The following is a 23,463-nucleotide window of genomic DNA, read 5'->3' as shown; positions in this document are numbered from 1 at the left end:
GATATGCGATCTTTCCTTCTTAAGGAAACGGAGGCGCGATGAATACCGCGCCGGCGACGTCATCCAACGGTTTCGTCGGGGAAGCCGGGCTGTCATACGCCTGGTTCACGCGATTGCGATCCTTCATTGCGGATGCGCGCTTGTGGCATGCCCGGGCGGCTGCTACTGCGCTGTTATCCAGCGATCAAAAGAGAGGAGACATCTCATGAGACATCATGCTTTCGGACGCACGCCCTTTATCGTTACGGATGTAGGTTTTGGCGCCTGGCAGATCGGCGGCGCATGGGGCGATGTCAGCGAGGCCGATGGCCGTGCGGCCCTCAACGCCGCTCTCGATGCCGGCATGACCTTCATCGATACGGCCGACGTCTACGGCGACGGCCGCTCGGAAAAGATCATTGCCGACGTCTTGAAGGCCCGTGGCGGCGAGCGCCCGATGGTGGCGACCAAGGCCGGCCGCCGGTTGAGCCCGCATGTAGCCGATGGCTACACCAAGGCCAATCTCGAAGGCTTCATCGACCGCAGCCTGAAGAACCTCGGCGTGGAAAGCCTGGACCTGGTGCAGCTTCACTGCCCGCCGACCGAGGTTCTCTATCGGCCGGAGGTTTTCGCCGGTCTCGACGAATTGCAGAAGGCCGGCAAGATCAAGGGATACGGCGTCAGCGTCGAGAAGGTCGAAGAGGCGCTGAAAGCGATCGAATATCCGGGCGTGCTCAGCATCCAGATCATCTACAACATCTTCCGCCAGCGGCCCGACCATCTGTTCTTCAAGGAAGCGAAGCGGAAGAACGTGGCGGTCATCGCCCGCGTGCCTCTCGCCTCCGGCCTGCTCTCCGGCAAGATTACCCGCGATACGCAGTTTGCCAGCGACGATCACCGCAACTTCAACCGTCATGGCGAGGCCTTCGATGTCGGCGAGACCTTTGCGGGCGTTCCCTTCGACGTGGGCCTCCAGGCCGTGGAAGAAGTGCGCAAGCTGGTGCCGGCCGGCGCCAGCATGGCGGCCTTCGCCCTGCGCTGGATCCTGATGAACGAGGCCGTTACCGTCGTTATCCCCGGCGCGCGTAATGCCGAGCAGGCAAAGGCCAATGCGGCCGCGGCCGGCCTGGCTCCGCTTTCCGCCGACGTCATGGCGGCGATGCGCGAAATCTACGAACGCCTGATCGCGCCGCACGTTCATCACCGCTGGTAGCAGCCGGTTCGAAACGGGTGGCCGGGGGCACGCCTTCGGCCACCCTGACGATGTCTTTCGGTCGGCTCGGCCTTACCGATGCACGGGGCCCGCCCGGTCGGGAGACATATGGGAGAAGAGGTCCGCGTTAGGAGCGGACATGGAGGAGGATGCAATGAAGGTAGCGCTGGTAACGGGCGCCTCTCGCGGCCTGGGCGCGGTGATTGCGCTGGAGCTTGCCGAGGCCGGCTGGGCGGTCGCCGTCAATTACGCAAGCGACACGCAGCGAGCCGAGAGGGTCGTCGACACCATTCGGCAGCGCGGCGGACAGGCTTATGCCGCTCAATTCAGCGTGATCGACAAGGACCAGATCGTTGGCGGCATCGAGAAGATCAAGGCGTCGCTCGGGCCGGTCGACCTGATCGTCAACAATGCGACCGGCCAGCAGCCGGAAATGCCTCTCATGGAGCAATCCTGGCGGACCTATCTCGATCAGCTCGAGTTCTTCGTCAAGGCGCCGCTGGAACTGCTGCAGGCGGTTCTGCCGGATTGGCGGGCGCGCAAGTCGGGCCGCGTCATCAACATCGGCTCGGAAGTCGCGGAGCTCGGCAATCCCAATTTCGGCAACTATGCCTCCGCCAAGGGCGCCATGCTGGCGATGACGCGCTCCTGGGCAAGAGAGCTGGCGCCGGAAGGGATCACCGTCAACCTCGTGGCTCCGGGGTGGATTCCGGTGGAGCGCCATGCCGACGCTTCGCAGCAGGCAAAGGACGGCTATCTCGCCCACACGCCGCTGGCCCACTTCGGCAGGCCTGAAGATATCGCCAATGCGGTGGCGTTCCTTGCCTCGAGTAAGGCGGATTTCATCACGGGACAGAAGCTCGCCGTCAACGGTGGCCGGACGCTGCTCTGACGGCACGAAGGCAATAAAAAAGGGCCCGCTTAGGCGGGCCCCAATGTATCCACCCGCAAGGCAAAAGCCTCGCGGCGGGTGAAAACGAATTAGCTGTTGACCGAGTCCTTCAGGCCCTTGCCGGGCGTGAACTTCGGTACGTTGCGGGCCGGAATATCGACCTCAGCGCCGGTGGACGGGTTACGGCCCTTCGTGGCTGCACGGTGGGAAACGGTGAAGCTGCCGAAACCAGCGAGGCGAATGTCGCCGCCCTTTTTCAGTTCAGCCTGGACGGTCTCGAAAACAGCGTCAACAGCGGAAGCAGCGTCAGCCTTCGTGATACCGGCCTTCTCAGCCACTGCGGACACGAGCTCATTCTTGTTCATGTTTCCACCCCTTTCTTTGGTATGAAACGACTTATCAGTAAGCGGGGCGCAAATAGGAATGCTCTTACCCGCCGCACCCCCAAAAACCCTGCAAATCAAGGAAAAGCAAGCGTTGCCATACGCTTTTCACAAAAAAAGACCGGCAAAATTGCCGGTCTTTTCGCCTTTTAGGTCAATTCGACGGAATTGAGGCAAAGGGCCTCAATGAGCGATGGTCGAACCCACTTCGTCAACGCCCTCAACCGTAGCAATTACAGGCGTTTCCACGGTGCCATCCCACTCGATCGGCTCGGGCCGGCGAACAAGCGCGTGCTTGATAACCTCGCCCATGCGCGACACGGGGATGATTTCCATGCTGTTCTTCACGTTGTCCGGAATCTCCGCCAGATCCTTGGCGTTTTCTTCCGGGATCAGCACCTTCTTGATGCCGCCGCGCATTGCTGCCAGCAGCTTTTCCTTCAGGCCGCCGATCGGCAGCACGCGACCGCGCAGCGTGATTTCGCCGGTCATCGCGACATCCTTGGAAACCGGGATGCCGGTCATGATCGAAACGATCGCGGTTGCCATGGCGACACCAGCAGACGGACCATCCTTCGGCGTCGCACCTTCCGGCACGTGCACATGGATGTCGCTCTTGTCGAAGAGCGGCGGCTGGATGCCGAAATCGACAGCACGCGAACGGACGTAGGAGGCCGCCGCGGAGATCGATTCCTTCATGACTTCCTTCAGATTGCCGGTGACCGTCATGCGGCCCTTGCCCGGCATCATCACGCCTTCGATCGTCAGCAGCTCGCCGCCGACCTCAGTCCAGGCGAGACCGGTAACAACACCGACCTGATCGTCGCGTTCGGCTTCGCCGTGACGGAAGCGCGGTACGCCGAGATAGTCGGAAATGTTCTCGGCGGTTACGGCAACCGACTTGGTCTTGCCCTTGATGATCTCGGTGACCGCCTTGCGGGCGAGCTTCATCAATTCGCGTTCGAAGTTACGAACACCGGCTTCGCGGGTGTACTGCTGGCTGATCGCCATCAGGGCATCGTCGCTGACCGAGAATTCCTGCGGCTGCAACGCATGTTCCTTGATGGCCTTCGGCAGCAGGTGCCGCTTGGCGATCTCGCGCTTTTCATCCTCGGTGTAGCCGGCGATACGAATGACTTCCATGCGGTCCATCAGCGGCGCAGGGATATTCAGCGTATTCGCCGTCGTGATGAACATCACGTCCGACAGATCGTATTCGACTTCCAGGTAGTGATCCATGAAGGTCGAGTTCTGCGCGGGATCCAGCACCTCCAGCAGGGCCGAAGACGGATCGCCGCGATAGTCCATGCCCAGCTTGTCGATTTCATCGAGCAGGAAGAGCGGATTGGACTTCTTTGCCTTCTTCATCGACTGGATGACCTTGCCGGGCATCGAGCCGATATAGGTACGGCGATGACCGCGGATCTCGGCTTCGTCACGAACGCCACCGAGCGCCATGCGGACATACTCACGGCCGGTCGCCTTGGCGATCGACTGGGCAAGCGAGGTCTTGCCGACGCCCGGAGGGCCGACAAGGCACAGGATCGGGCCCTTGATCTTCGTCGCGCGAGCCTGGACGGCCAGATATTCGACGATGCGCTCCTTGACCTTTTCCAGGCCGAAATGATCCTGTTCGAGGATCTTCTCGGCGTTGTTCAGGTCAGCCTTGATCTTCGACTTCTTGTGCCACGGGATGCCCAGCAGCCAGTCGAGATAGTTGCGCACCACCGTCGCTTCGGCCGACATCGGGCTCATCTGCCGGAGCTTCTTCAGCTCGGCATCGGCCTTTTCCTTGGCTTCCTTCGACAGCTTGGTCTTGGAGATGCGCTCTTCCAGTTCGGCCATCTCGTCGCGGCCTTCCTCGCCGTCGCCGAGCTCCTTCTGGATCGCCTTCATCTGCTCATTCAGGTAGTATTCGCGCTGGGTCTTCTCCATCTGGCGCTTGACGCGCGAGCGGATGCGCTTTTCGACCTGCAGAACCGAAATCTCGCCTTCCATGAAGCCGAGCGCCTTTTCCAGGCGAGCCTTGACGCTGGTGGTTTCCAGCATTTCCTGCTTTTCGGTGATCTTGATCGACAGATGCGACGCAACGGTATCGGCCAGCTTCGAATAGTCGTCGATCTGGCTAGCAGCGCCAACCACTTCCGGCGAAATCTTCTTGTTGAGCTTTACATAGCTCTCGAACTCGGAAACAACCGAACGGCTCAGCGCTTCCAGTTCGACCTGGTCTTCCTCGGGTTCACTCAGGACATGGCCGAGGGCCTCGTAGAAATCCTCACGGCCGGTATATTCATCGATCTCCGCGCGCGCACGGCCTTCGACCAGCACCTTCACGGTGCCGTCAGGCAGTTTCAGCAGCTGCAGAACATTTGCAACGGTACCGACCTTGTGGATGGCGTCCGGCGCGGGATCATCATCGCTGGCGTTGATCTGGGTGACCAGCATGATCTGCTTGTCCGAACCCATGACTTCTTCCAGCGCCCGAATGGATTTTTCCCGTCCGACGAACAGAGGCACGATCATGTGGGGGAAAACCACGATGTCGCGCAACGGCAGTACCGGATAGGCAATGCTCTCATGTGCCGCAGACGTTTTCTTACTCATGTCATTTCCTTTCCGTCGTCCCGTTTCCGGGCTCATCGCCGGCTTGGGGGGATTAGCCGGCTCTCTCACTTGGTAAACAAGTGGAGCTTCACACTACCTATTTCAAGTCATGCGGGACGCTCCGTCGCCAGACAGAAGCCCCGCTTGTTCACGAGGAGGAACGCAACAACAAACACAGAGGCCCGGCTACTCGAACACGGCCGGCGAGGCAAAATCCGAAGATAAAACGCCGGGCTCGAGCCCCATCCGCCGAATGCTCCAGAATCATGCCATCATGGCTGCAGCGGGCACTCTTCACAACCGGTTTCAACGGCGTTCCCACGAGCTTATCCAAGACTTTATCAGCAAAGTGCACGATTTTTCAAATAGAAAGGGGCCCGTCGATGACGAGCCCCCGATTCGTGATCGCTGATGCTGGGATCAGGCCGTTGCGTTGGCCTTTTCCTCCTGGCGATCGGCATAGATATAGAGCGGACGGGCCGAGCCGCGAACCACTTCCTCGGAAATGACCACCTCGCGAACGCCTTCCAGAGCCGGCAGTTCGAACATGGTGTCGAGCAGGATCTTTTCCATGATCGAGCGCAGACCGCGAGCGCCCGTCTTGCGGACGATCGCCCGGCGGGCAATCTCGCGCAGAGCGTCTTCGTGGAAGGTCAGCTCGACATCTTCCATCTCGAACAGGCGCTGATACTGCTTGACGAGAGCGTTCTTCGGCTCCGACAGGATCTGGATCAACGCATCCGCATCCAGGTCTTCCAGCGTCGCCAGCACAGGCAGGCGGCCGATGAATTCCGGAATGAGGCCGAACTTCACCAGATCTTCCGGCTCCAGTTCGCGCAGGACTTCGCCGACGCGGCGATCATCCGGGGCCTTGACCGTAGCGCCGAAGCCGATCGACGTCTTCTCGCCGCGAGCGGAGATGATCTTGTCGAGGCCGGCAAAAGCACCGCCGCAGATGAAGAGGATGTTGGTCGTATCCACCTGCAGGAATTCCTGCTGCGGATGCTTGCGGCCGCCCTGCGGGGGAACCGACGCGACCGTGCCTTCCATGATCTTCAGAAGCGCCTGCTGCACGCCCTCGCCCGAGACGTCGCGTGTGATCGACGGATTGTCCGACTTGCGGGAAATCTTGTCGACTTCGTCGATATAGACGATGCCGCGCTGCGCGCGCTCGACGTTGTAGTCGGCAGCCTGGAGCAGCTTCAGAATGATGTTTTCGACGTCTTCGCCGACGTAGCCTGCTTCGGTCAATGTCGTCGCATCGGCCATGGTGAAGGGCACATCGATGATGCGGGCGAGCGTCTGAGCGAGATAGGTCTTGCCGCAGCCGGTCGGGCCGACGAGCATGATGTTCGACTTCGCCAGCTCGACGTCGCCGTTCTTCGATGCGTGTGCGAGACGCTTGTAATGGTTATGAACGGCAACGGAGAGGATCTTCTTCGCCTGCCGCTGGCCGATGACGTATTCGTCGAGAACCTTGATGATGTCCTGCGGAGTCGGAACACCGTCACGGGATTTCACCATCGAGGATTTGTTTTCCTCGCGGATGATGTCCATGCATAGTTCGACGCACTCGTCGCAGATGAAGACGGTCGGCCCGGCAATCAACTTCCGGACTTCATGCTGGCTCTTACCGCAGAACGAACAATAAAGTGTGTTCTTCGAGTCGCCGCCGTTGCTGCCGCTGACTTTGCTCATATCACTTTCCTTCCAGCACGCCGCCAATTTCCAAACTGAAATCGCGGTCCACTCAATGCGCCCGCCGGACCTGCCCCTCGTTTGCAGATCGCGGCGCCCTTCAGGGTACTGAACGCAGGTCAGGCAACCGACCCGAACTGCGTGGCAACGATCCCCCGTCGAATGCCGAATGCTATGTCACAAAAACGCTACATAGCATTAATGCCTACTATTAGCGCGTTCCGTTCCACATTAAACCCCTATTCAATCACAAATGGGATAGAACTGTGGCGTAGAAGTCACCGCCTCGCGGATAAATCACGAGGCGCTTTCACCTTCAATTTCGGTACGCGACGTCAGCACCTTGTCGATAAGACCCCATTCCTTAGCCTCATCCGAGGACATGAAATGGTCACGATCGAGCGTCTGCTCGACTTCTTCGTAGGTCCGGCCGCAATGCTTGACATAAACTTCGTTGAGGCGGCGCTTCATCTTGATGATGTCGCGTGCGTGACGCTCGATATCCGAAGCCTGCCCCTGGAAACCGCCCGACGGCTGGTGAACCATGATGCGAGAGTTCGGCGTGGCGAAACGCATATCCTTGTCGCCGGCGGCGAGCAGGAGCGAACCCATGGACGCAGCCTGACCGATGCACAGCGTCGAAACCGCCGGCTTGATGAACTGCATCGTGTCGTAGATCGCCATGCCCGCGGTCACGACGCCGCCCGGCGAATTGATATAGAGCGCGATTTCCTTCTTCGGGTTTTCGGCCTCGAGGAAGAGAAGCTGGGCGCATACCAAGGTCGCCATATGATCCTCGACCGGCCCGGTCAGGAAAATGATGCGTTCCTTCAGGAGGCGGGAATAGATATCGTAGGAACGTTCCCCACGGTTGGTCTGCTCAACAACCATTGGCACCAGAGCCATAGCTGTATCGACTGGATTTCTCATGTGCGTCCTTTACCAAACTTGCCCCGGCGACGAAGGCGCCGGGAATCGGAGTAAAAATCCTTTACTCCTACATAGAGTGTCCCTGCCATGCACTTCAAGACGCCCAAAAGCATAACGTCAAAAAGCTGTAATGCGCCAGGAAGCGTTGACAAAGCATTTCTAAACACCGCGCCTCGAATGCCAAGGCGCTCCAGCGCCGCCTCTTTCGCTACCCACGGTATTTCCCATCTGCAAGGTGAAGGAAGCATGAAGGTCCCTGCCGATACGGCTTGGAAAATCCACATAGGCAAAATTTACCAACTCATTTAAGGAACTTACCATCTTCTTCGGCAAGGATGGGCCATCGCAGAAATCGTTGTGCCTTTGCGCCGACGGGGACGAGGCAGCGGAGAAGTAGCAATCGTGCTCAACATGACGACAGGCCTGACCATCTGGTGTTCGGAAGCCATAACCCTGGCGACCGTGCTCCTTCTTGCCTGGCGGCACGACCGCAAATCGCCCGCCTATCTGATATGGGCCATGGGCTTCACCGTCAGCGCGGTGGGGTTTGCTCTGGTTGCGGCTCGCGGCATCCTTCCCGACATCTGGACGATCCAGATCGGCAATGCCGTTGCATTGCTCGGCGAAAGCGCATGGATCTTCGGCTTCCGGCTCATGGACAAGCGCAAGCTCGAATGGTCCGCGCTCTTGCCGCCAGTCATCTGGCTGATAGGCGTCAGCTTGCCGTGGGTCAGCGAGAGCTTCGTCAATCGCGTCATCCTCTATGACCTCGCGGGCGCGGCCGGTGCGACATTGCTCGCATTCGCCGTTCATCCGTCCGACGGCCGGCGCGAGCCGGCGCGCGGGCAGCTCGGTGTCGTCTTCATGACGCTTGCCTGTTTCTGCTTCGGTTCCGCCATCTGGATGGCGCTTCTGGCCCCGGCGCTCGAAGACGCCATGATCTATCGCGGCTACATGGCGCTCGGCTACGGGCTGCTCGTCATCGTCGCCATTGTTCTCAACGGCAAATTGCTGATGGAACGCTCCGAACGCCGCTGGCGCGCAATTTCCATCACCGACACGTTGACGGGGGTTCTGAACCGGCGCGGACTTCAGGAAAGCTACGATATCCTGGCCGGGGATGGGCAGCAACGGACGCAGAAACTCGCCGCGCTGCTGTTCGATCTCGATCACTTCAAGAAGATCAACGATCGCCACGGTCATCAGGCCGGCGATACGGTGCTGGTCGAATTTGCCCGCGTCGCCCGCCAGTTCGTCCCGCGCAGCGGCGCGTTCGGTCGGATGGGCGGTGAGGAATTCGTCGCCTTCGTTCCCATAGACGATCAATCGCAGGCGGAAGCGCTGGCCGAGACCATCCGTGCCGATTTCTGCCGCGTGCCATTGCTGGCCGGGCGCTCGCTGGTGCCGGCGACCGTCAGCATCGGCGTTGCGATCATGACGCTCGATACCGTCAGCTGGGACCGGCTGGTATCCTCCGCGGACCGCGCGCTCTACGCAGCCAAGTACGCGGGCCGCAATTGCACCATCGTCTTCAACGAAATGGAATCGGCGAAAGAAGCGGATGATGCGCCTGCCGCCGACGAAGGCGAGCTGGTGCCGACCCTCGACGACCAGATCCATGCGTTGCGACGCATGGGCACGATCGCCAGAATGTGACCGCGCTTTCCCGACACCCGATAATCCGATAGTCGTTTCGGCATGACCAGATCCGCACTTTTCTCCATCGACGCGGCAACCCGCCGCCTTTCACTCAACGGCCGCGACCCTGCCTTCTACGGTAATCCCAACGCCGTCTATGCTGCCTTGCATGCCCAATGTCCCACATTCTACTGGGAGGAGCAGAAGCAATGGTTCTTCATCGGCTACGACCATGTGAACGGCCTGCTGCGCGATCGCCGCTTCGGCCGGCAGATTCTGCATGTCGCCACCCGCGAAGAACTCGGCCTGCCCCAGCCTCTGCCGCATTTGAAGAATTTCGACCTTGCCGAGCAATATTCCCTGCTTGAACTCGAGCCGCCCGAGCACACCCGTCTGCGCACCCTCGTCAACCGTGCCTTCGTCTCGCGCCATGTCGAAAGGATGAAGCCGGAAATTGCCGAGCTTGCGAACCGCCTGATCGACGGCTTCGAGAAAGACGGCGAAGTCGAGCTTCTGTCGGCCTTTGCCGATGTCATCCCCGTCACCATGATCGCGCGGATGATCGGCATTCCCGAAGAGATGGGGCCGCAATTGCTGAAGTGGTCGCACGCCTATGTGCGCATGTATATGTTCGGTCGAACCGAGGCGGACGAGTATGCGGCCGATCAGGCCGCCAGGGAATTCTCCGACTACGTGAAAACCGTCATCCGCGAGCGCCGCGCCAATCCGCGGGACGATCTCCTGACGCATATGATCACGACGGAACACAAGGGCCAGTTTCTGTCGGAGGACGAGCTGGTGTCGACGACGATCGTGCTGCTCAATGCCGGCCACGAGGCGACGGTGCATCAGATCGGCAATTCCGTGCGCGTCATTCTGGAGAGCGGCTATCCGCCCGCAGAGCTCTTCAGGGACGAGAGCGCGACGGAACGCACGGTGGAAGAAACGCTGCGCATCTGCGCGCCGGTACACATTTTCGACCGCTGGTGCCTGGAGCCCGCGGAAATCGACGGGATCTCCTTCCAGCGCGGCGACAAGGTGGCAATGATCCTCGCGGCCGCCAATCTGGACCCGAAGAAATTTTCCGATCCCCTCGCCTTCAAGCCGGACCGCAACGAGGCGCCCAACCTTTCATTCGGCGCGGGCATCCACTTCTGCATCGGCGCGCCGCTGGCACGGCTGGAGCTGAACCTTGTGCTGCCGATCCTGTTCCGGCGTCTCCCCGGGCTGAAGCTCAAGCGGACGCCCGAGGTCAAGGACGTCTACCATTTCCACGGCCTCGACAAGCTCGAACTGACCTGGTGACGACGAGCCGCCTGGCGCGCTCCTGCCCTCGCGGACACAGCCGCACCCTTCAACGCAAAATGGCGCACCTGAGCGGCGCGCCATTGCGAACTGTCGGCTCGAAAACGAAGCCGTGGCAAATCAGCCGTAACGGCCGGTGATGTAGTCTTCCGTGCGCTTGACCTTCGGTGCCTGGAAGATCTGCTCGGTCGCGCCGTATTCGATCAGCTCGCCAAGATACATGAAGGCGGTACTATCGGAGATACGGCTGGCCTGCTGCATGTTGTGCGTCACGATGACGATGGTGAACTCGCCCTTCAACTGCGAAACCAGTTCCTCGATCTTGGCGGTCGAGATCGGGTCGAGAGCAGAGGTCGGCTCGTCGAGAAGCAGCACGGACGGCTTGACCGCTATGGCGCGGGCGATACAGAGACGCTGCTGCTGGCCGCCGGAAAGGCCAAGTCCGCTCTGGTGCAGCTTTTCCTTCACTTCGCTCCACAACGCCGTTTCCGTCAGCGCCGCTTCGACGCGGACGTCCATTTCGGCCTTGGAAATCTTCTCGTAGAGCCGGATGCCGAAAGCGACGTTTTCATAGATCGACATCGGGAACGGCGTGGGCTTCTGGAACACCATGCCGACCTTGGCGCGCAGATCGTTCAGATCGACGTCCTTGGTGAGAATATTGCGTCCATCGAGCAGGATCTCGCCCCCTACCGTCTGGCCCGGGTAGAGATCGTACATGCGGTTGAAGGTGCGCAGCAGCGTGGACTTGCCGCACCCCGAGGGGCCGATGAAGGCGGTGACCGCATTCTTGCGGATGTTCATGTTCACACCCTTCAGAACGCGATGGCCGTTCTGATAGGTGAAGTCGAGGTTCTTCACCTCGAGCTTCGCGAGCGCGCCGAGATCCGACGGGGAAACGGCGTCCTTCCCCGATTGGGTGTTGACGCTCTGGAAATTGTTGTCGCTCATGTTCATGGTCTCATTCCTATCGTTCGGCAGCTGCGTCACTGGCGGCGCCCACTCAAGACACGGGCAAGAATGTTGAGGGCAAGGATGGCGACGGTGACGATCAGCGCGCCGGCCCAGGCCAACTGTTTCAGATCCTCGCCTGGATCGGCGGCAAGCGTGTTGATGGCAACTGGCAGCGTGGCCATCGGACCGGTCAGACCCAGATTGGTGAATTTACTATAACCAGCGGTAAAGAGAAGAGGCGCGGTTTCGCCGCTGATACGGGCAACGGCAAGCAGGATGCCGGTGAGGATACCCGTCCAGGCGGAACGATAGATCACCATCGTCATGGACTTCCAGCGCGGCGCGCCAAGCGCGGCAGTCGCCTCGCGCAACGCATTCGGCACTAGCAACAGCATATCCTGCGTCGTGCGGTTGACGACCGGAAGCGCGATCAGCGCCAGTGCGAGGATGCCGGCGATGGCAGAGCTACCGTGCATGGGCACGACCACGGCGCCATAGACGAATACGCCGATGATGATCGAGGGTGCGGATAGCAGTATGTCGTTGATGAACTTGGCAGCCTCGGCAAGCTTGGTGCCGTTGGCATATTCCACCAGATAGGTACCCGCGAGAATGCCGATCGGCGCAGCGATCAGGATGGCGATCCCCGTAATCACCAGGGTGCCGTAGATTGCGTTGATAAGGCCGCCGCGCGAGCCCTGAGCCGGGATCGACATGGTGAAGACGTCGAGGCTGAGCGCCGATACGCCACGATACAGCAGGGTCACAAGGATCACGCTGAGAAAGAATATGCCGAGGGCGGCCGCGAAGAAGCACAAGGCCATCATCACCCGGTTCTTCCCATAACGCCTCGACACGAGGTTCTGACGAATTGCATTTTCCATGGGTTTTTTCCTCAATGCGCGTCGCCGCGGCCGATCATCCATCTCGCCAGCGCAAGCACGCAGAAGGAAAGGACGAACAGGAGCAAGCCGAGCGCAATCAGGCTCGACAATTGCAGACCGTCGGCATCGCCGAAATTGTTCGCGATCTGAGCGGAAATGGTGGTGGACGGCGAAATGATCGACGACTGCAGGCGGCTGACCGAGCCGACGACGAAGGTGACGGCCATGGTTTCGCCCAGCGCGCGGCCAAGGCCGAGCATGACGCCGCCGACGAGGCCGCGGCGCGTGTAGGGGATCAGGATGTTGCGAGCCACTTCCCATGTGGTCATGCCCATGCCGTAAGCGGATTCACGCAGCATCGGCGGCACGGTGCTGAACACGTCGCGCGCGATTGCGGTGATGAACGGCAGGATCATGACAGCCAGCACGAGGCTTGCGGTCAGCAGGCCGACGCCCGGCGCCGGCGGCTGGAACAGCAGGCCGATCAACGGCACCTGGCCGATCGTCATGATAAGGAAGGGCAGGATATAGCTCTGCATGATCGGCACGAGAATGAAGAGACCGACGATGCCATAGATAATGGAGGGAACACCGGCCAGAAGCTCGATCGCCGTACTGATAGGGCGGCGCAGGCTGCCGGGGCAAAGTTCCGTGAGGAAGATGGCGATGCCGATGCCCATGGGAACGGCAATCAGCATGGCGATGAACGAACTCACCAACGTACCGACCATGGCAGGCACGGCGCCATAGATATCGGAGGGAGCGCTCCATCGCGTGCCCCAGAGGAACGAGAACCCGAAGGTCTCGAAAGTCGGCAGCGCATTGATGACAAGAGTCGCAAGGATTGCCAAAAGCAGAAGCACGACAAGAGCAGCCGAGCCAAGCGTCATGAAATAGAAAATCCGATCCTGTGTCCGGAATTTCCTGGTCGCGGCGGCCATATCCACTGCCTGGAAGCCAGCCGTCTGAGTCGCGTCAGCCATCGATTTCCCCTCATCCTGTGATGAAAGGCGGACAGGGCTTTACCCTGTCCGCCGCAACTTCTCACTCAGCACAAATTACTTCGCGCCGAAGTCCTTTTTCCAGGACTTTTCAACAATCGCAGCAACATCGTCCGGGATCGCGAGATAGGACAGGTCGGTGGCGTCCTTCTGACCCTTTTCGTAGGACCACTTGAAGAACTTCAGCGCTTCTTCGTTGAGGGCGGCGTCGACCGGCTTCTTGTAGAGCAGAACCCAGGTCGAAGCAGCAATCGGCCAGCTCTTGTCGCCCGGCTGATTGGTGATGATCAGGTTGAAGTTCTTGGCATGCGCCCAATCGGCGTTGGAAGCGGCAGCCTTGAAGGTGTCGAGGCTCGGCTCGATAACCTTGCCGGCAGCGTTCTTCATCTTCGCGAAGCCGATATGGTTGGCGACGACGTAGGAGTATTCAACGTAGGAGATCGAACCAGCCGTCTGGTTGACGGTGGTGGAAACGCCTTCGGAGCCCTTGGCGCCGAAGCCGACCGGCCATTCAACAGCCGTGTCCGAACCAACCTTATCCTTCCACTCCGGCGAAACCTTCGACAGGTAGTTGGTGAAGTTGAAGGTCGTGCCCGAGCTGTCGGCGCGGTAGACAACGGAGATCGCGGTGGAAGGCAGCTTCACATCGGGGTTGAGAGCCTTGATCGCGGCATCGTCCCACTTGGCGATCTTGCCAAGGAAGATATCGGCCAGAACCTTGCCGTCGAGAACGAGTTCGCCCGGCTTTACGCCGTCGATGTTATAGGAAACGACGATACCGCCGGAGATCATCGGGAACTGGGCAATGCCGTTCTTCTCGAGATCAGCGTCGCTCATCGGCTTGTCCGAAGCGCCGAACACGATGGTCTTGTCGAGGAGCTGCTTGATGCCGGCGCCCGAACCGACCGACTGGTAGTTGACGACATTGTTCGTCGCAGCCTTGTAGCCTTCGGCCCACTTCGACAGAACCGGTGCGATGAAGCTCGAGCCGGCGCCCGAGACGTCGGCAGCCGAAGCCGAAACGGACATGGCCGCGATGAAGCCTGCGGTCAGGCAGAGCGAACGAAATTTCTGATTCAACATGATTGAACTCACTTCCCAGAGTGATGAAAGGATGGCGAGCAGAAGATCGGCGCGAGGCATCCAAGGTCATGAACCTCCCCACCACGATCTCCTGGCGACAAGGATGGCTCTAATGCCGCATTGTTTCAGTTTGATGACAGTTTAATGAAGCGGGAGTGACACAACCTGCGGCAAGCATGACGACCGTTGTGGAACCTCCTGAAAAGGCCGCTTCCGCCCGTATGGAGCCGTGATCTTCATGTTTTGATTCAAGAGCGCCCTCAAAGGCGGATTACATAGTCCTTGCGAGTCGTTTCAACGACTTCCCAGCTTCCCTTGAAGCCCGGCTTCAGGATCATGCGGTCGCCCGCACGCAGGTGAAACGTCTCTCCGTCATCGGCGGTGACGATGGAGTAGCCCGAGAGGATGTGGAAGTACTCCCATTCGTCATAGGCGATCCTCCATTTTCCGGGCGTCGCCTCCCATATGCCGGCGTAAAGGCCGCCGTCGGCCTCATCGAGGTTCCAGGTGCGAAAGGCCGGAGCGCCGGAAACCAGACGATCTGCGGCGGGCGATCCCGCTTCCGGCTCGATGCCGTCGATAGTCAACCGCAGATAGGTCGGCATAAGAATCTCCCGTCGATCGTGCCTCGCATGCAACGCAAAAAGTCCGCGGTCGCCATTGGGCGGCCGCGGACGGACAAAAGCATGAAATGGCATGTCATCAAAGATGGCCAGCCGCCTTTTCCGGCGTTCGGCCCGGGCAATCCTCAGACTTTTGCCAGCGCCTGCTCCAGGTCGGCTATGATGTCCTTGACGTCCTCGATGCCGATGGACAGACGCACCACATCGGGACCGGCGCCGGCCGATACCTTCTGTTCGTCGGTCAGCTGCTTGTGCGTCGTCGAGGCGGGATGAATGACGAGCGAGCGCGTGTCGCCGATATTGGCAAGATGCGAGAAGAGCTCCAGCCCTTCCACCAGCCCCTTGCCCGCCTCGTAGCCACCCTTCAGCCCGAAGGTGAAGACAGACCCTGCCCCCTTCGGCGAATAGCGCTGTTGCAGGGCGTGGTTCGGATCATCCTCCAGGCCGGAATAGTTGACCCAGGCCACCTTATCCTGCGCCTTCAGCCAGCGTGCGACGGCAATCGCATTGTCGGAATGGCGCTGCATGCGCAGCGGCAGCGTTTCGATCCCCGTCAGGATCAAAAAGGCGTTGAACGGCGAGATGGCGGGACCAAGATCGCGCAGGCCGAGAACGCGGCAGGCGATGGCGAAGGCGAAATTACCGAAGGTCGCGTGCAGCACGACGCCGTTATATTCCGGCCGCGGCGCGGACAGCATGGGATAGTTGCCGGATGCCGACCAATCGAAGGTGCCCCCGTCGACAATGATACCGCCCATGGAATTGCCGTGGCCGCCGAGGAACTTCGTCAGAGAGTGCACGACGATATCCGCGCCATGCTCCAGCGGCCGGATGAGATAGGGGCTGGCCATGGTGTTGTCGACGATCAGCGGCAGGCCGTGCTTGTGCGCAATGGCGGCGATCGCGGCGATATCGACGAAGGTGCCGCCCGGATTGGCAAGGCTTTCGATGAAGATGGCGCGGGTGCGGTCGTCGATCTGTCCCTCGAACGTGGAAAGATCGGCCGGATCGGCCCAGCGGACCCGCCAGTCGAAATTCTTGAAGGACTGCCCGAACTGATTGACCGAGCCGCCATAGAGCCGCTTGGCGGCAATGAAATTATCGCCCGGGCGCATGATGGTATGGAAGACGAGCAGTTGGGCCGCATGGCCCGAAGCGACCGCGAGTGCAGCGGTTCCGCCTTCCAGTGCAGCGACCCGCTCCTCGAGCACGGCCTGCGTGGGGTTCATGATACGGGTATAGATATTGCCGAACTGCTGCAGTCCGAACAGGGCGGCGGCGTGATCCGCATCCTGGAATACGAAGGATGTCGTCTGGTAGATCGGCGTCGCACGGGCGCCTGTGGTTGGATCCGGCTGCGCGCCCGCATGGATCGCAAGCGTGTCGAAACCAGGATTGTTCGTTGGCATGATTTTCTCCTCCCGCCGATTCTGTTGTAGCGCGGCGATCATAGCGACCGGCCCGCGAAAGTTAACCGCGAACTTTGCAGCGCGTTTCGCCGGATGGAAAAAACTTGCCTTCTTTCAGCCATATCGCGCGATAAACGCGCGCCGCGCCGCTCAGGCAACCAGCCGCGGATATTCTATGGCCGGGCAGCGGTTCATGACGACCCTCACCCCTGCAGCTTCCGCCCTCGCCGCGGCAGCATCGTCGCGCACGCCGAGCTGGCCCCATATGACCGGCGGCCGCGGGTCGATCATGATGGTCTCCTCGACCACCGATCGCAGATATTCGGGCGCCCTGAAGACATCGACCATATCCACTGGCTCGGGGATGTCGGCCAGCCGGGCATAGACCCACTGCCCGAGAATTTCCTTGCCGGCCTGCCCGGGATTGATGGGAATGACGCGATATCCCCTGTTCAGGAGATAGGCCATCACGCCGTTGCTTGGACGCGCGGGATTGGGCGAGGCGCCGACGAGCGCGATGGTCCTTACGGACAAGAGGATATCGGCAATATAGGAATCATCATAACTGTCGTGGTTCATCACGAAGCCTCCCACCTCGATCACACTTGCGTTCTGCCGCAAATATGGAAACCGCAATCACGAACTCCACGTATATACAGTATTATAACAATTTCAGGGAGGATCACCCCGATGAAAAACATCGTCCTGCTGGGGCTGCTGATTGCATCGGCTGCAACGCCCGCGCTCGCCATTTCCCGATATAATTCCATGTCCATGACCTGCGCCGAAGCGAAAGCCGTCATCAACCGCGAGCGCGCGGTCATCATGCGCTACCCGGCCAAGAGAACGCCGAACATGACGCTCTATGACCGTTATGTCGCCGATAGCAACGCATGCGATAACGGCTATTATGCCGAGCAGGATTATCTGCCCACGAAGGATCGGGCCTCCTGTCCGGTATACATATGCCGGCCGACGACCGATCTCGATGACGACGAGTTGATTTTCCGGCGCTGAACAGGATGCGCTACACTTGACAAATTCGGACGATTGAGATCGTCCAGCGCTACCGTTGATTGTTCCGGGCATGGCACGCCGTGATATGGCGGCCGTGGATATGAGCCGCGCACTGCCACGTAAGCGGCCCCTTCAAGGCGCGTTCTGAACTTTATCGAAGCGAGGGAATTGCGTTCTCGGGAAATGCAATCTTTGTTCTCTATTTATTCCCATGCAAATTAGAATGGCCTCATTAAAGGCCATTTGAAATGAGAACCGACTGCGAACGGCAAATATGTGCCGCTTCATACATCTCCCACAGAATAATTTCTACATTCGCGGACAGATATACGCGGCGATTCGCCCGATTTCGGCTCCTATACTTAAGGTGTTAATAATTTTTCGCCGTAACTTTTAGCGTCGCCGGGAAATGCGTACTGAAATATTTTTCAATACTTGCATATTTATACACTGCTTTTCGTGGACAAGCAAAGACTATGGGCAGGCGACGCCTTGATTTTACCTCATATGACGCCCGACGGCGAGGTGCGGCTTTTTCAGCTTCCGTGGCAGGCTGTGGTTTTTAAGTAAGAGATGCCTAACTCTACCATCGCGTTCACAGGACATGCGATGTTTGTTCGCGCTTCATACTCCAATAAATTAGTCATTTATGATATTCAACACAGGAAACCGGAACAGATCCAAAACGATACACTACCACCTCATCGGCCGCACAAAGCTGGACAGGCAAGCCTGCATAACCGGGGATATTTCGTTGCTTTTTGATGCATTGAGGCTCATATGGGAGCCAAACTCCCACAAAATGCCAAGCATCCGCATCTCGCCAGCCAATTTCCGAGGTTTTCCGTGTCTCTCGACGTTATCGCGCTCGTCCTTTTCGGCGCATTGCTGCATGCGACATGGAATGCGATCATCAAGGCCGGGACCGATAAATCGCTCGATGCCGCGCTCGTCTCGGCCGGCGGCGCGGTCGCTGCCCTCCCCTTGCTGCCGTTCCTGCCATTGCCGGCTTCCGCAGCCTGGCCGTTCATCGGCGCATCGGCGATCCTGCAGTTCGCCTACTTCCAGCTCGTTGCAGCCGCCTATCGAGCCGGAGACATCGGGCTGGTCTATCCGCTGATGCGAGGCGTGGCGCCGCTCATCATCGTCTCCACCAGCAGCTTCATCCTCAAGGAAACGCTTTCGGGCGGCGCGCTGATCGGTACGATGACCATTTGCGCCGGCATATTGACGCTGGCCTTCGAGGCGCGAAAGGGTAGCCGGCGGGCAATCGTTCTGGCCCTTGCCAATGCGGTGGTGATTGCGACCTACACCTATGTCGACGGCATCGGGGCGCGCGAATCCGGCAATTCCATCTCCTATACGCTCTGGATGGCCCTCCTGCCGCCTGTCCTTCTGTTCGCCTGGGCGATCTCGCAGCGCGGCGTCAATGCCGTCGCGGCCCACGTCCGCTATAATTGGTGGCGCGGGCTTATCGGCGGTGGCGGCTCGATCGTCTCCTACGGACTGGCTCTGTGGGCCATGACCAAGGCGCCGGTCGCGATGGTCGCCGCTCTTCGCGAAACGTCGATCCTTTTCGCGATGGTCATATCCGTCGTCGTGCTGAAGGAGCGATCCAGCATCTGGCGCTATATTGCCGGCGGCATTATCGCCGCCGGAGTGCTGGTTTTGCGGCTGGGGTGACATCGAAATGTGTGGTTACAAAATACCACACATATAACATATTGATTTTTAATGATATTTTTTACAGCCATCCAATGCGACGATATTGACCCAACCGCTCAATCACTTTATAAGCCGCCACAGATCGCAGCCTTTCCGGGCTGCTTTCTTTTTGGCGGGCGTCAAGCTGGCCAAATCAAGCAACAAGAAACGCCCAGGTGCCTTCGGGCCAAGGGTCCTAAAAGAGAGTATGCAACATGGCAACCTTCTCCCAGAAGCCTGCAGAGGTGGAGAAGAAGTGGATTCTCATCGACGCCGAAGGGCTCGTCGTTGGTCGTCTCGCTTCTATCATCGCAATGCGTCTGCGCGGCAAGCATAAGGCTACCTTTACGCCCCACGTCGACGACGGCGACAACGTCATCGTCATCAATGCCGACAAGGTCGTCCTCACCGGCAAGAAGTACGAAGACAAGGTTTACTACTGGCACACCGGTTATGCCGGTGGCATCAAGGAGCGCACCGCTCGTCAGATCATCGAAGGCCGCTTCCCGGAGCGCGTCGTCGAAAAGGCTGTCGAACGCATGGTTCCGCGCGGCCCGCTCGGCCGTCGCCAGATGAAGAACCTGCGCGTCTACGCCGGCTCGAACCATCCCCATGAAGCCCAGCAGCCGGTCGTCCTCGACGTCGCCAAGCTGAACAAGAAGAACGTAAGGAGCGCCTGATAATGGCTGATCTCTCTTCCCTGAAGGATCTCGGCACGGTATCGGAAGCAGCTGCTCCGGTTCACGTCCGCAAGGTCGATTCGCTCGGTCGCTCCTACGCGACCGGCAAGCGCAAGGACGCTGTCGCCCGCGTCTGGATCAAGGCCGGCTCCGGCAAGATCATCGTCAACGGCAAGGACTATACGGCCTATTTCGCCCGTCCGGTCCTGCAGATGGTTCTGCGTCAGCCGATCGTCGCTGCTGCTCGTGACGGCCAGTTCGACATCATCGCTACCGTTGCCGGCGGCGGTCTTTCCGGCCAGGCCGGTGCGGTTCGCCACGGTCTGTCCAAGGCGCTCACCTACTTCGAACCGGGCCTGCGCTCGGTCCTGAAGAAGGGCGGCTTCCTGACCCGCGACAGCCGCGTCGTCGAACGCAAGAAGTACGGCCGTGCGAAGGCACGTCGTTCCTTCCAGTTCTCCAAGCGTTAATCGCTTATCCGAGACGGGATTTTGGAAAGGCCGGGTTTTACCCGGCCTTTTTCTTTTGCGGCCTCTGAAAAAGATGCAGATCCGCCGAGGCAAGGGCCGTGTTTTGTGGCAGAGTGCCGCCACAAGCATCGGGAGAGTTCAATGGGTCGATTCATCTTTTCGCTTCTGCTCTTGATTGGCAGCGTCTCGCCGGCTCTTTGCGACGACACCCAGCAGCCCGCGCCCACCGAAAACGCAGCCGAGATGCAGAGCATGAAGGATTTCCTGCAGGCGAACCCCGATTGCCGCCAGTTTACGGACAGCTGCTCCTACTGTGTCGTCACCGAGGGGAGCGCCGAATGCTCGACACCGCAGATCGCCTGCGTCAAAAAAGCATATCAATGCACGGCCAGATCGGGCCAATAATCACCAAACGCTAATTATTTGCGATTCTACCGAGTCACAATTCCGCTCGCTCTCCCGAGGCCCATCATGAGCACGAACACAGCATCCCGCTTTGCAGCCACCCCCGAGCCGCCCTACGTCCTCGTCTCCTTCGCGTCGATCCGAACGAAAGGCGACAATGGCTATGACGCCATGAGCGAACGCATGGAAACGCTGGCACTGGCGCAGGAGGGCTGTCTTGGCGTCGAGAGTGCAAGAGATGCCGAGGGGTTCGGCATCACCAATTCCTTCTGGCGGGACGAGGACAGCGTCCGCGGCTGGAAGAACGTCGTTGCGCATCTTGCCGCCCAGAAAATCGGCCGCGAGCGCTGGTACGAGCAATATAAGGTTCGCGTGGCGCGGGTAGAACGGGCCTATGATTTCCAGGCAAGCACAGGAGATGACCTTGCCGAGCACGTCGATTGACCATGCCTTCACGGCCGGTAGCCTGACCTCGGCGGCCGGCGACCCGACCTTCGCAGGTGCCCTCTCCTTCATGCGCCGCCGCTTTACGAAATCGCTGGAGGGTGCGGACGCCGTGGTGTGGGGCATTCCCTTCGATGCCGCGACCTCCAACCGCCCGGGAACGCGCTTCGGGCCGCAGGCCATCCGCCGCGCCTCGGCTATCTTCGACAACGATCCGCAATATCCCTTCAACCGCGATCTCTTTGCCGGGATGGCCGTCATCGACTACGGCGACTGCCTGCTCGACTACGGCAACCATCAGGAGACGCCTGCCGCGATCGAGCGACAGGCAACAGCGCTCCTCGACAGCGGTGCCTTCCTGCTGACGCTCGGCGGCGATCATTTCATTACGTGGCCGCTATTAAAGGCTCATGCCGCCCGGCATGGCCCGCTGGCCCTCGTGCAGTTCGACGCCCATCAGGATACCTGGTTCGACGACGGCAAGCGTATCGACCACGGTTCCTTCGTCGCCCGCGCCGTGCGCGATGGGCTGATCGACCCGGATCGCTCCATCCAGATCGGCATTCGCACGCATGCGCCGGAGGATTTCGGCATACAAATTCTCTATGGTCATCAGGTCGAGGAGATGAGCGCGGGCGATATCGCTTCGACGATCATCTCCCACACCAAGGGCGCCCCCACCTACCTGACCTTCGACATCGATTGCCTCGATCCCGCCCATGCGCCGGGCACGGGAACGCCGGTGGCGGGCGGCCCCTCCAGCGCCAAGATCCTCTCGGTGCTGCAGCGACTGCACCAGCTTGACATCCGGGGCGCCGACGTCGTCGAAGTCTCCCCCGCCTACGACCATGCCGACATCACCGCCATTGCAGGGGCGACCGTGGCGATGTATATGCTCGGTCTTCACGCCGAACGACGTGAGAGCGGTCGCTGAGACACGATTTCGGGACATGCGCGGCGGCTTTCGAAGACCGTCCTGCTGCTTCCGTAGCGGCTGTTATGAAATTGAATCAACTGCATGGCAAACTGAATCCGGAAACACTGTCAACCTATTGAAAGAGCAGGAATAAGATGGCACCGAAGATCTTCATCGATGGCGAACACGGAACCACGGGCTTGCAGATCCGCACGCGCATGGCCGACCGCCGCGATGTCGAGCTCCTGTCCATCCCGGAAGCGGAGCGGCGCAACGCCGCCATCCGCGAGGATATGCTGAACAGCGCTGATATCGCTATTCTCTGCCTGCCCGACGATGCGTCGAAGGAAGCGGTGAAGATGGTGGCGGCCAACAACAACGTCCGCATCATCGACACCTCGACGGCCTTCCGCATCCATCCCGACTGGGCCTACGGCTTTGCCGAAATGGACAGGGAACAGGGCAACCGGATCAGGAGCTCGCGTTTTGTCGCCAATCCGGGCTGCTATCCCACAGGCGCGATCGGCCTCATCCGGCCGCTGCGCGCCGCCGGCATCCTTTCGGCAGGCTATCCCGTCACGGTCAATGCCGTTTCCGGCTATACCGGCGGCGGCAAGCAGATGATCGCGCAGATGGAAAACCCGGATCATCCGGATGCGATCAGCGCGCCGCATTTCCTTTACGGGCTGCCGCTCACTCACAAGCATGTGCCCGAGATGACGACACACGGCCTGCTCGACCGCGCGCCTATTTTCTCGCCCTCCGTCGGACGCTTCCCGCAGGGCATGATCGTGCAGGTGCCGCTGCATCTCGACGATCTGGCGGAAGGCGCGACGCTCGAAAGCATTCATGCCGCTCTTTCCGAGCACTATGCCGGCCAGGACATCGTTCAGGTCATCCCGATTGAGGAAAGCCGCTCCCTGCCCCGCATCAATGCCGTCGAGCTCGCCGGCAAGGATACGATGAAGCTGTTCGTCTTCGGCACACCGGGCGCCGCTCAGGTCAATCTGGTCGCGCTGCTCGACAATCTCGGCAAGGGCGCATCGGGCGCCGCCGTACAGAACATGGATCTGATGCTGAGCGCCTAAATCGCCCGGCGCGAACGGAAGCCTTATCGCCCGGCCCGGTCATCCACAGAGGATAGACCGGGCCGGGCTTTTTCGTGCCATTGACGGAATTTCGTGATTTCGAGACCGTCTTCGGCCTTATTTCCGCCTTCCCGCTAAATTAG

General features: G+C 59.9%; 23 protein-coding genes. 12 read left to right on the top strand and 11 right to left on the bottom strand.

Annotated features, from left to right (window positions below; translation table 11 throughout):
- Nucleotides 1–205 precede the first annotated feature (205 nt).
- Together ACQZ6J_RS19540 and ACQZ6J_RS19535 are read left to right on the top strand one after the other, a co-directional pair.
- Nucleotides 206–1,192, top strand: a complete 987-nt coding sequence (locus ACQZ6J_RS19540; protein WP_449085269.1) for an aldo/keto reductase — start codon at nt 206–208, stop codon at nt 1,190–1,192.
- A gap of 139 nt (nt 1,193–1,331) precedes the next feature.
- Nucleotides 1,332–2,084: an SDR family oxidoreductase gene (locus ACQZ6J_RS19535; protein ID WP_449085268.1), complete on the top strand. Its 753-nt coding sequence runs from the start codon at nt 1,332–1,334 to the stop codon at nt 2,082–2,084.
- Between the two features lie 89 nt (nt 2,085–2,173).
- On the opposite strand, the gene hupB is transcribed toward ACQZ6J_RS19535, so the two are convergent.
- The 4 genes from hupB to clpP form a co-directional block, all read right to left on the bottom strand.
- On the bottom strand, nt 2,174–2,449 hold the full coding sequence (gene hupB, locus ACQZ6J_RS19530) for a DNA-binding protein HupB (RefSeq protein ID WP_163986153.1): 276 nt from the start codon (nt 2,447–2,449) through the stop codon (nt 2,174–2,176).
- Nucleotides 2,450–2,650: 201 nt separating this feature from the next.
- On the bottom strand, nt 2,651–5,071 hold the full coding sequence (gene lon / locus ACQZ6J_RS19525; RefSeq protein WP_163986154.1) for an endopeptidase La: 2,421 nt from the start codon (nt 5,069–5,071) through the stop codon (nt 2,651–2,653).
- Between the two features lie 420 nt (nt 5,072–5,491).
- Nucleotides 5,492–6,769 carry an ATP-dependent Clp protease ATP-binding subunit ClpX gene (gene clpX, locus ACQZ6J_RS19520; protein WP_015339478.1) on the bottom strand — a complete coding sequence of 426 codons (1,278 nt, stop codon included), beginning with the start codon at nt 6,767–6,769 and terminating at the stop codon, nt 5,492–5,494.
- 297 nt (nt 6,770–7,066) lie between these two features.
- Nucleotides 7,067–7,699 (bottom strand): ATP-dependent Clp endopeptidase proteolytic subunit ClpP, encoded by a 633-nt coding sequence (clpP, locus tag ACQZ6J_RS19515; protein ID WP_004122396.1) that lies wholly within the window; start codon nt 7,697–7,699, stop codon nt 7,067–7,069.
- A gap of 411 nt (nt 7,700–8,110) precedes the next feature.
- Between clpP and ACQZ6J_RS19510 the strand changes: the two genes are divergently transcribed.
- On the top strand, nt 8,111–9,355 hold the full coding sequence (locus tag ACQZ6J_RS19510) for a GGDEF domain-containing protein (protein ID WP_204326427.1): 1,245 nt from the start codon (nt 8,111–8,113) through the stop codon (nt 9,353–9,355).
- Nucleotides 9,356–9,397: 42 nt separating this feature from the next.
- Complete coding sequence (locus ACQZ6J_RS19505) at nt 9,398–10,642, top strand: cytochrome P450 (protein ID WP_449085267.1); 1,245 nt, start codon at nt 9,398–9,400, stop codon at nt 10,640–10,642.
- A gap of 120 nt (nt 10,643–10,762) precedes the next feature.
- Here ACQZ6J_RS19505 and pstB read toward each other — a convergent pair whose 3' ends face one another.
- The 7 genes from pstB to ACQZ6J_RS19470 form a co-directional block, all read right to left on the bottom strand.
- On the bottom strand, nt 10,763–11,599 hold the full coding sequence (gene pstB, locus ACQZ6J_RS19500) for a phosphate ABC transporter ATP-binding protein PstB (RefSeq protein ID WP_163986157.1): 837 nt from the start codon (nt 11,597–11,599) through the stop codon (nt 10,763–10,765).
- Between the two features lie 29 nt (nt 11,600–11,628).
- Nucleotides 11,629–12,480 (bottom strand): phosphate ABC transporter permease PstA, encoded by an 852-nt coding sequence (gene pstA, locus ACQZ6J_RS19495; RefSeq protein WP_163986158.1) that lies wholly within the window; start codon nt 12,478–12,480, stop codon nt 11,629–11,631.
- Between the two features lie 11 nt (nt 12,481–12,491).
- Nucleotides 12,492–13,463, bottom strand: a complete 972-nt coding sequence (gene pstC, locus ACQZ6J_RS19490) for a phosphate ABC transporter permease subunit PstC (protein WP_163986159.1) — start codon at nt 13,461–13,463, stop codon at nt 12,492–12,494.
- Between the two features lie 75 nt (nt 13,464–13,538).
- Nucleotides 13,539–14,564 carry a phosphate ABC transporter substrate-binding protein PstS gene (gene pstS, locus ACQZ6J_RS19485; protein ID WP_163986160.1) on the bottom strand — a complete coding sequence of 342 codons (1,026 nt, stop codon included), beginning with the start codon at nt 14,562–14,564 and terminating at the stop codon, nt 13,539–13,541.
- 260 nt (nt 14,565–14,824) lie between these two features.
- Entirely contained in the window at nt 14,825–15,169 is a 345-nt protein-coding gene (locus ACQZ6J_RS19480) for a cupin domain-containing protein (RefSeq protein ID WP_449085266.1), read from the bottom strand.
- A 143-nt stretch (nt 15,170–15,312) separates the two neighbouring features.
- Entirely contained in the window at nt 15,313–16,596 is a 1,284-nt protein-coding gene (locus ACQZ6J_RS19475; protein ID WP_449085265.1) for an O-acetylhomoserine aminocarboxypropyltransferase, read from the bottom strand.
- A gap of 150 nt (nt 16,597–16,746) precedes the next feature.
- Complete coding sequence (locus ACQZ6J_RS19470) at nt 16,747–17,175, bottom strand: CoA-binding protein (RefSeq protein WP_163986163.1); 429 nt, start codon at nt 17,173–17,175, stop codon at nt 16,747–16,749.
- A 111-nt stretch (nt 17,176–17,286) separates the two neighbouring features.
- Between ACQZ6J_RS19470 and ACQZ6J_RS19465 the strand changes: the two genes are divergently transcribed.
- The 8 genes from ACQZ6J_RS19465 to argC all read left to right on the top strand — a co-directional run bounded on the left by ACQZ6J_RS19465 (nt 17,287) and on the right by argC (nt 23,320).
- Nucleotides 17,287–17,613, top strand: a complete 327-nt coding sequence (locus ACQZ6J_RS19465) for a hypothetical protein (RefSeq protein ID WP_449085264.1) — start codon at nt 17,287–17,289, stop codon at nt 17,611–17,613.
- An 846-nt stretch (nt 17,614–18,459) separates the two neighbouring features.
- On the top strand, nt 18,460–19,296 hold the full coding sequence (locus ACQZ6J_RS19460; RefSeq protein ID WP_449085263.1) for an EamA family transporter: 837 nt from the start codon (nt 18,460–18,462) through the stop codon (nt 19,294–19,296).
- Between the two features lie 236 nt (nt 19,297–19,532).
- Complete coding sequence (rplM, locus tag ACQZ6J_RS19455; protein WP_068385834.1) at nt 19,533–19,997, top strand: 50S ribosomal protein L13; 465 nt, start codon at nt 19,533–19,535, stop codon at nt 19,995–19,997.
- 2 nt (nt 19,998–19,999) lie between these two features.
- A complete protein-coding gene (gene rpsI, locus ACQZ6J_RS19450; RefSeq protein WP_163986166.1) occupies nt 20,000–20,467 on the top strand; it encodes a 30S ribosomal protein S9 in 468 nt (155 codons plus the stop codon).
- A 141-nt stretch (nt 20,468–20,608) separates the two neighbouring features.
- A complete protein-coding gene (locus ACQZ6J_RS19445; RefSeq protein WP_163985749.1) occupies nt 20,609–20,872 on the top strand; it encodes a hypothetical protein in 264 nt (87 codons plus the stop codon).
- A gap of 66 nt (nt 20,873–20,938) precedes the next feature.
- Nucleotides 20,939–21,316: an antibiotic biosynthesis monooxygenase family protein gene (locus tag ACQZ6J_RS19440; protein ID WP_163986167.1), complete on the top strand. Its 378-nt coding sequence runs from the start codon at nt 20,939–20,941 to the stop codon at nt 21,314–21,316.
- Nucleotides 21,297–22,250, top strand: a complete 954-nt coding sequence (gene speB / locus ACQZ6J_RS19435) for an agmatinase (RefSeq protein WP_449085262.1) — start codon at nt 21,297–21,299, stop codon at nt 22,248–22,250. The genes ACQZ6J_RS19440 and speB overlap by 20 nt, the downstream gene beginning before the upstream one ends.
- A 137-nt stretch (nt 22,251–22,387) precedes the next feature.
- The gene (argC, locus tag ACQZ6J_RS19430) at nt 22,388–23,320 is read left to right on the top strand and encodes an N-acetyl-gamma-glutamyl-phosphate reductase (RefSeq protein WP_449085261.1); all 933 of its coding nucleotides are present in this window, start codon (nt 22,388–22,390) and stop codon (nt 23,318–23,320) included.
- Nucleotides 23,321–23,463 lie beyond the last annotated feature (143 nt).

This window comes from Rhizobium sp. A37_96 (assembly GCF_053521765.1).
Note: the sequence above shows the minus strand (reverse complement) of the source record. Positions and strands in the feature narration are given on the sequence as shown.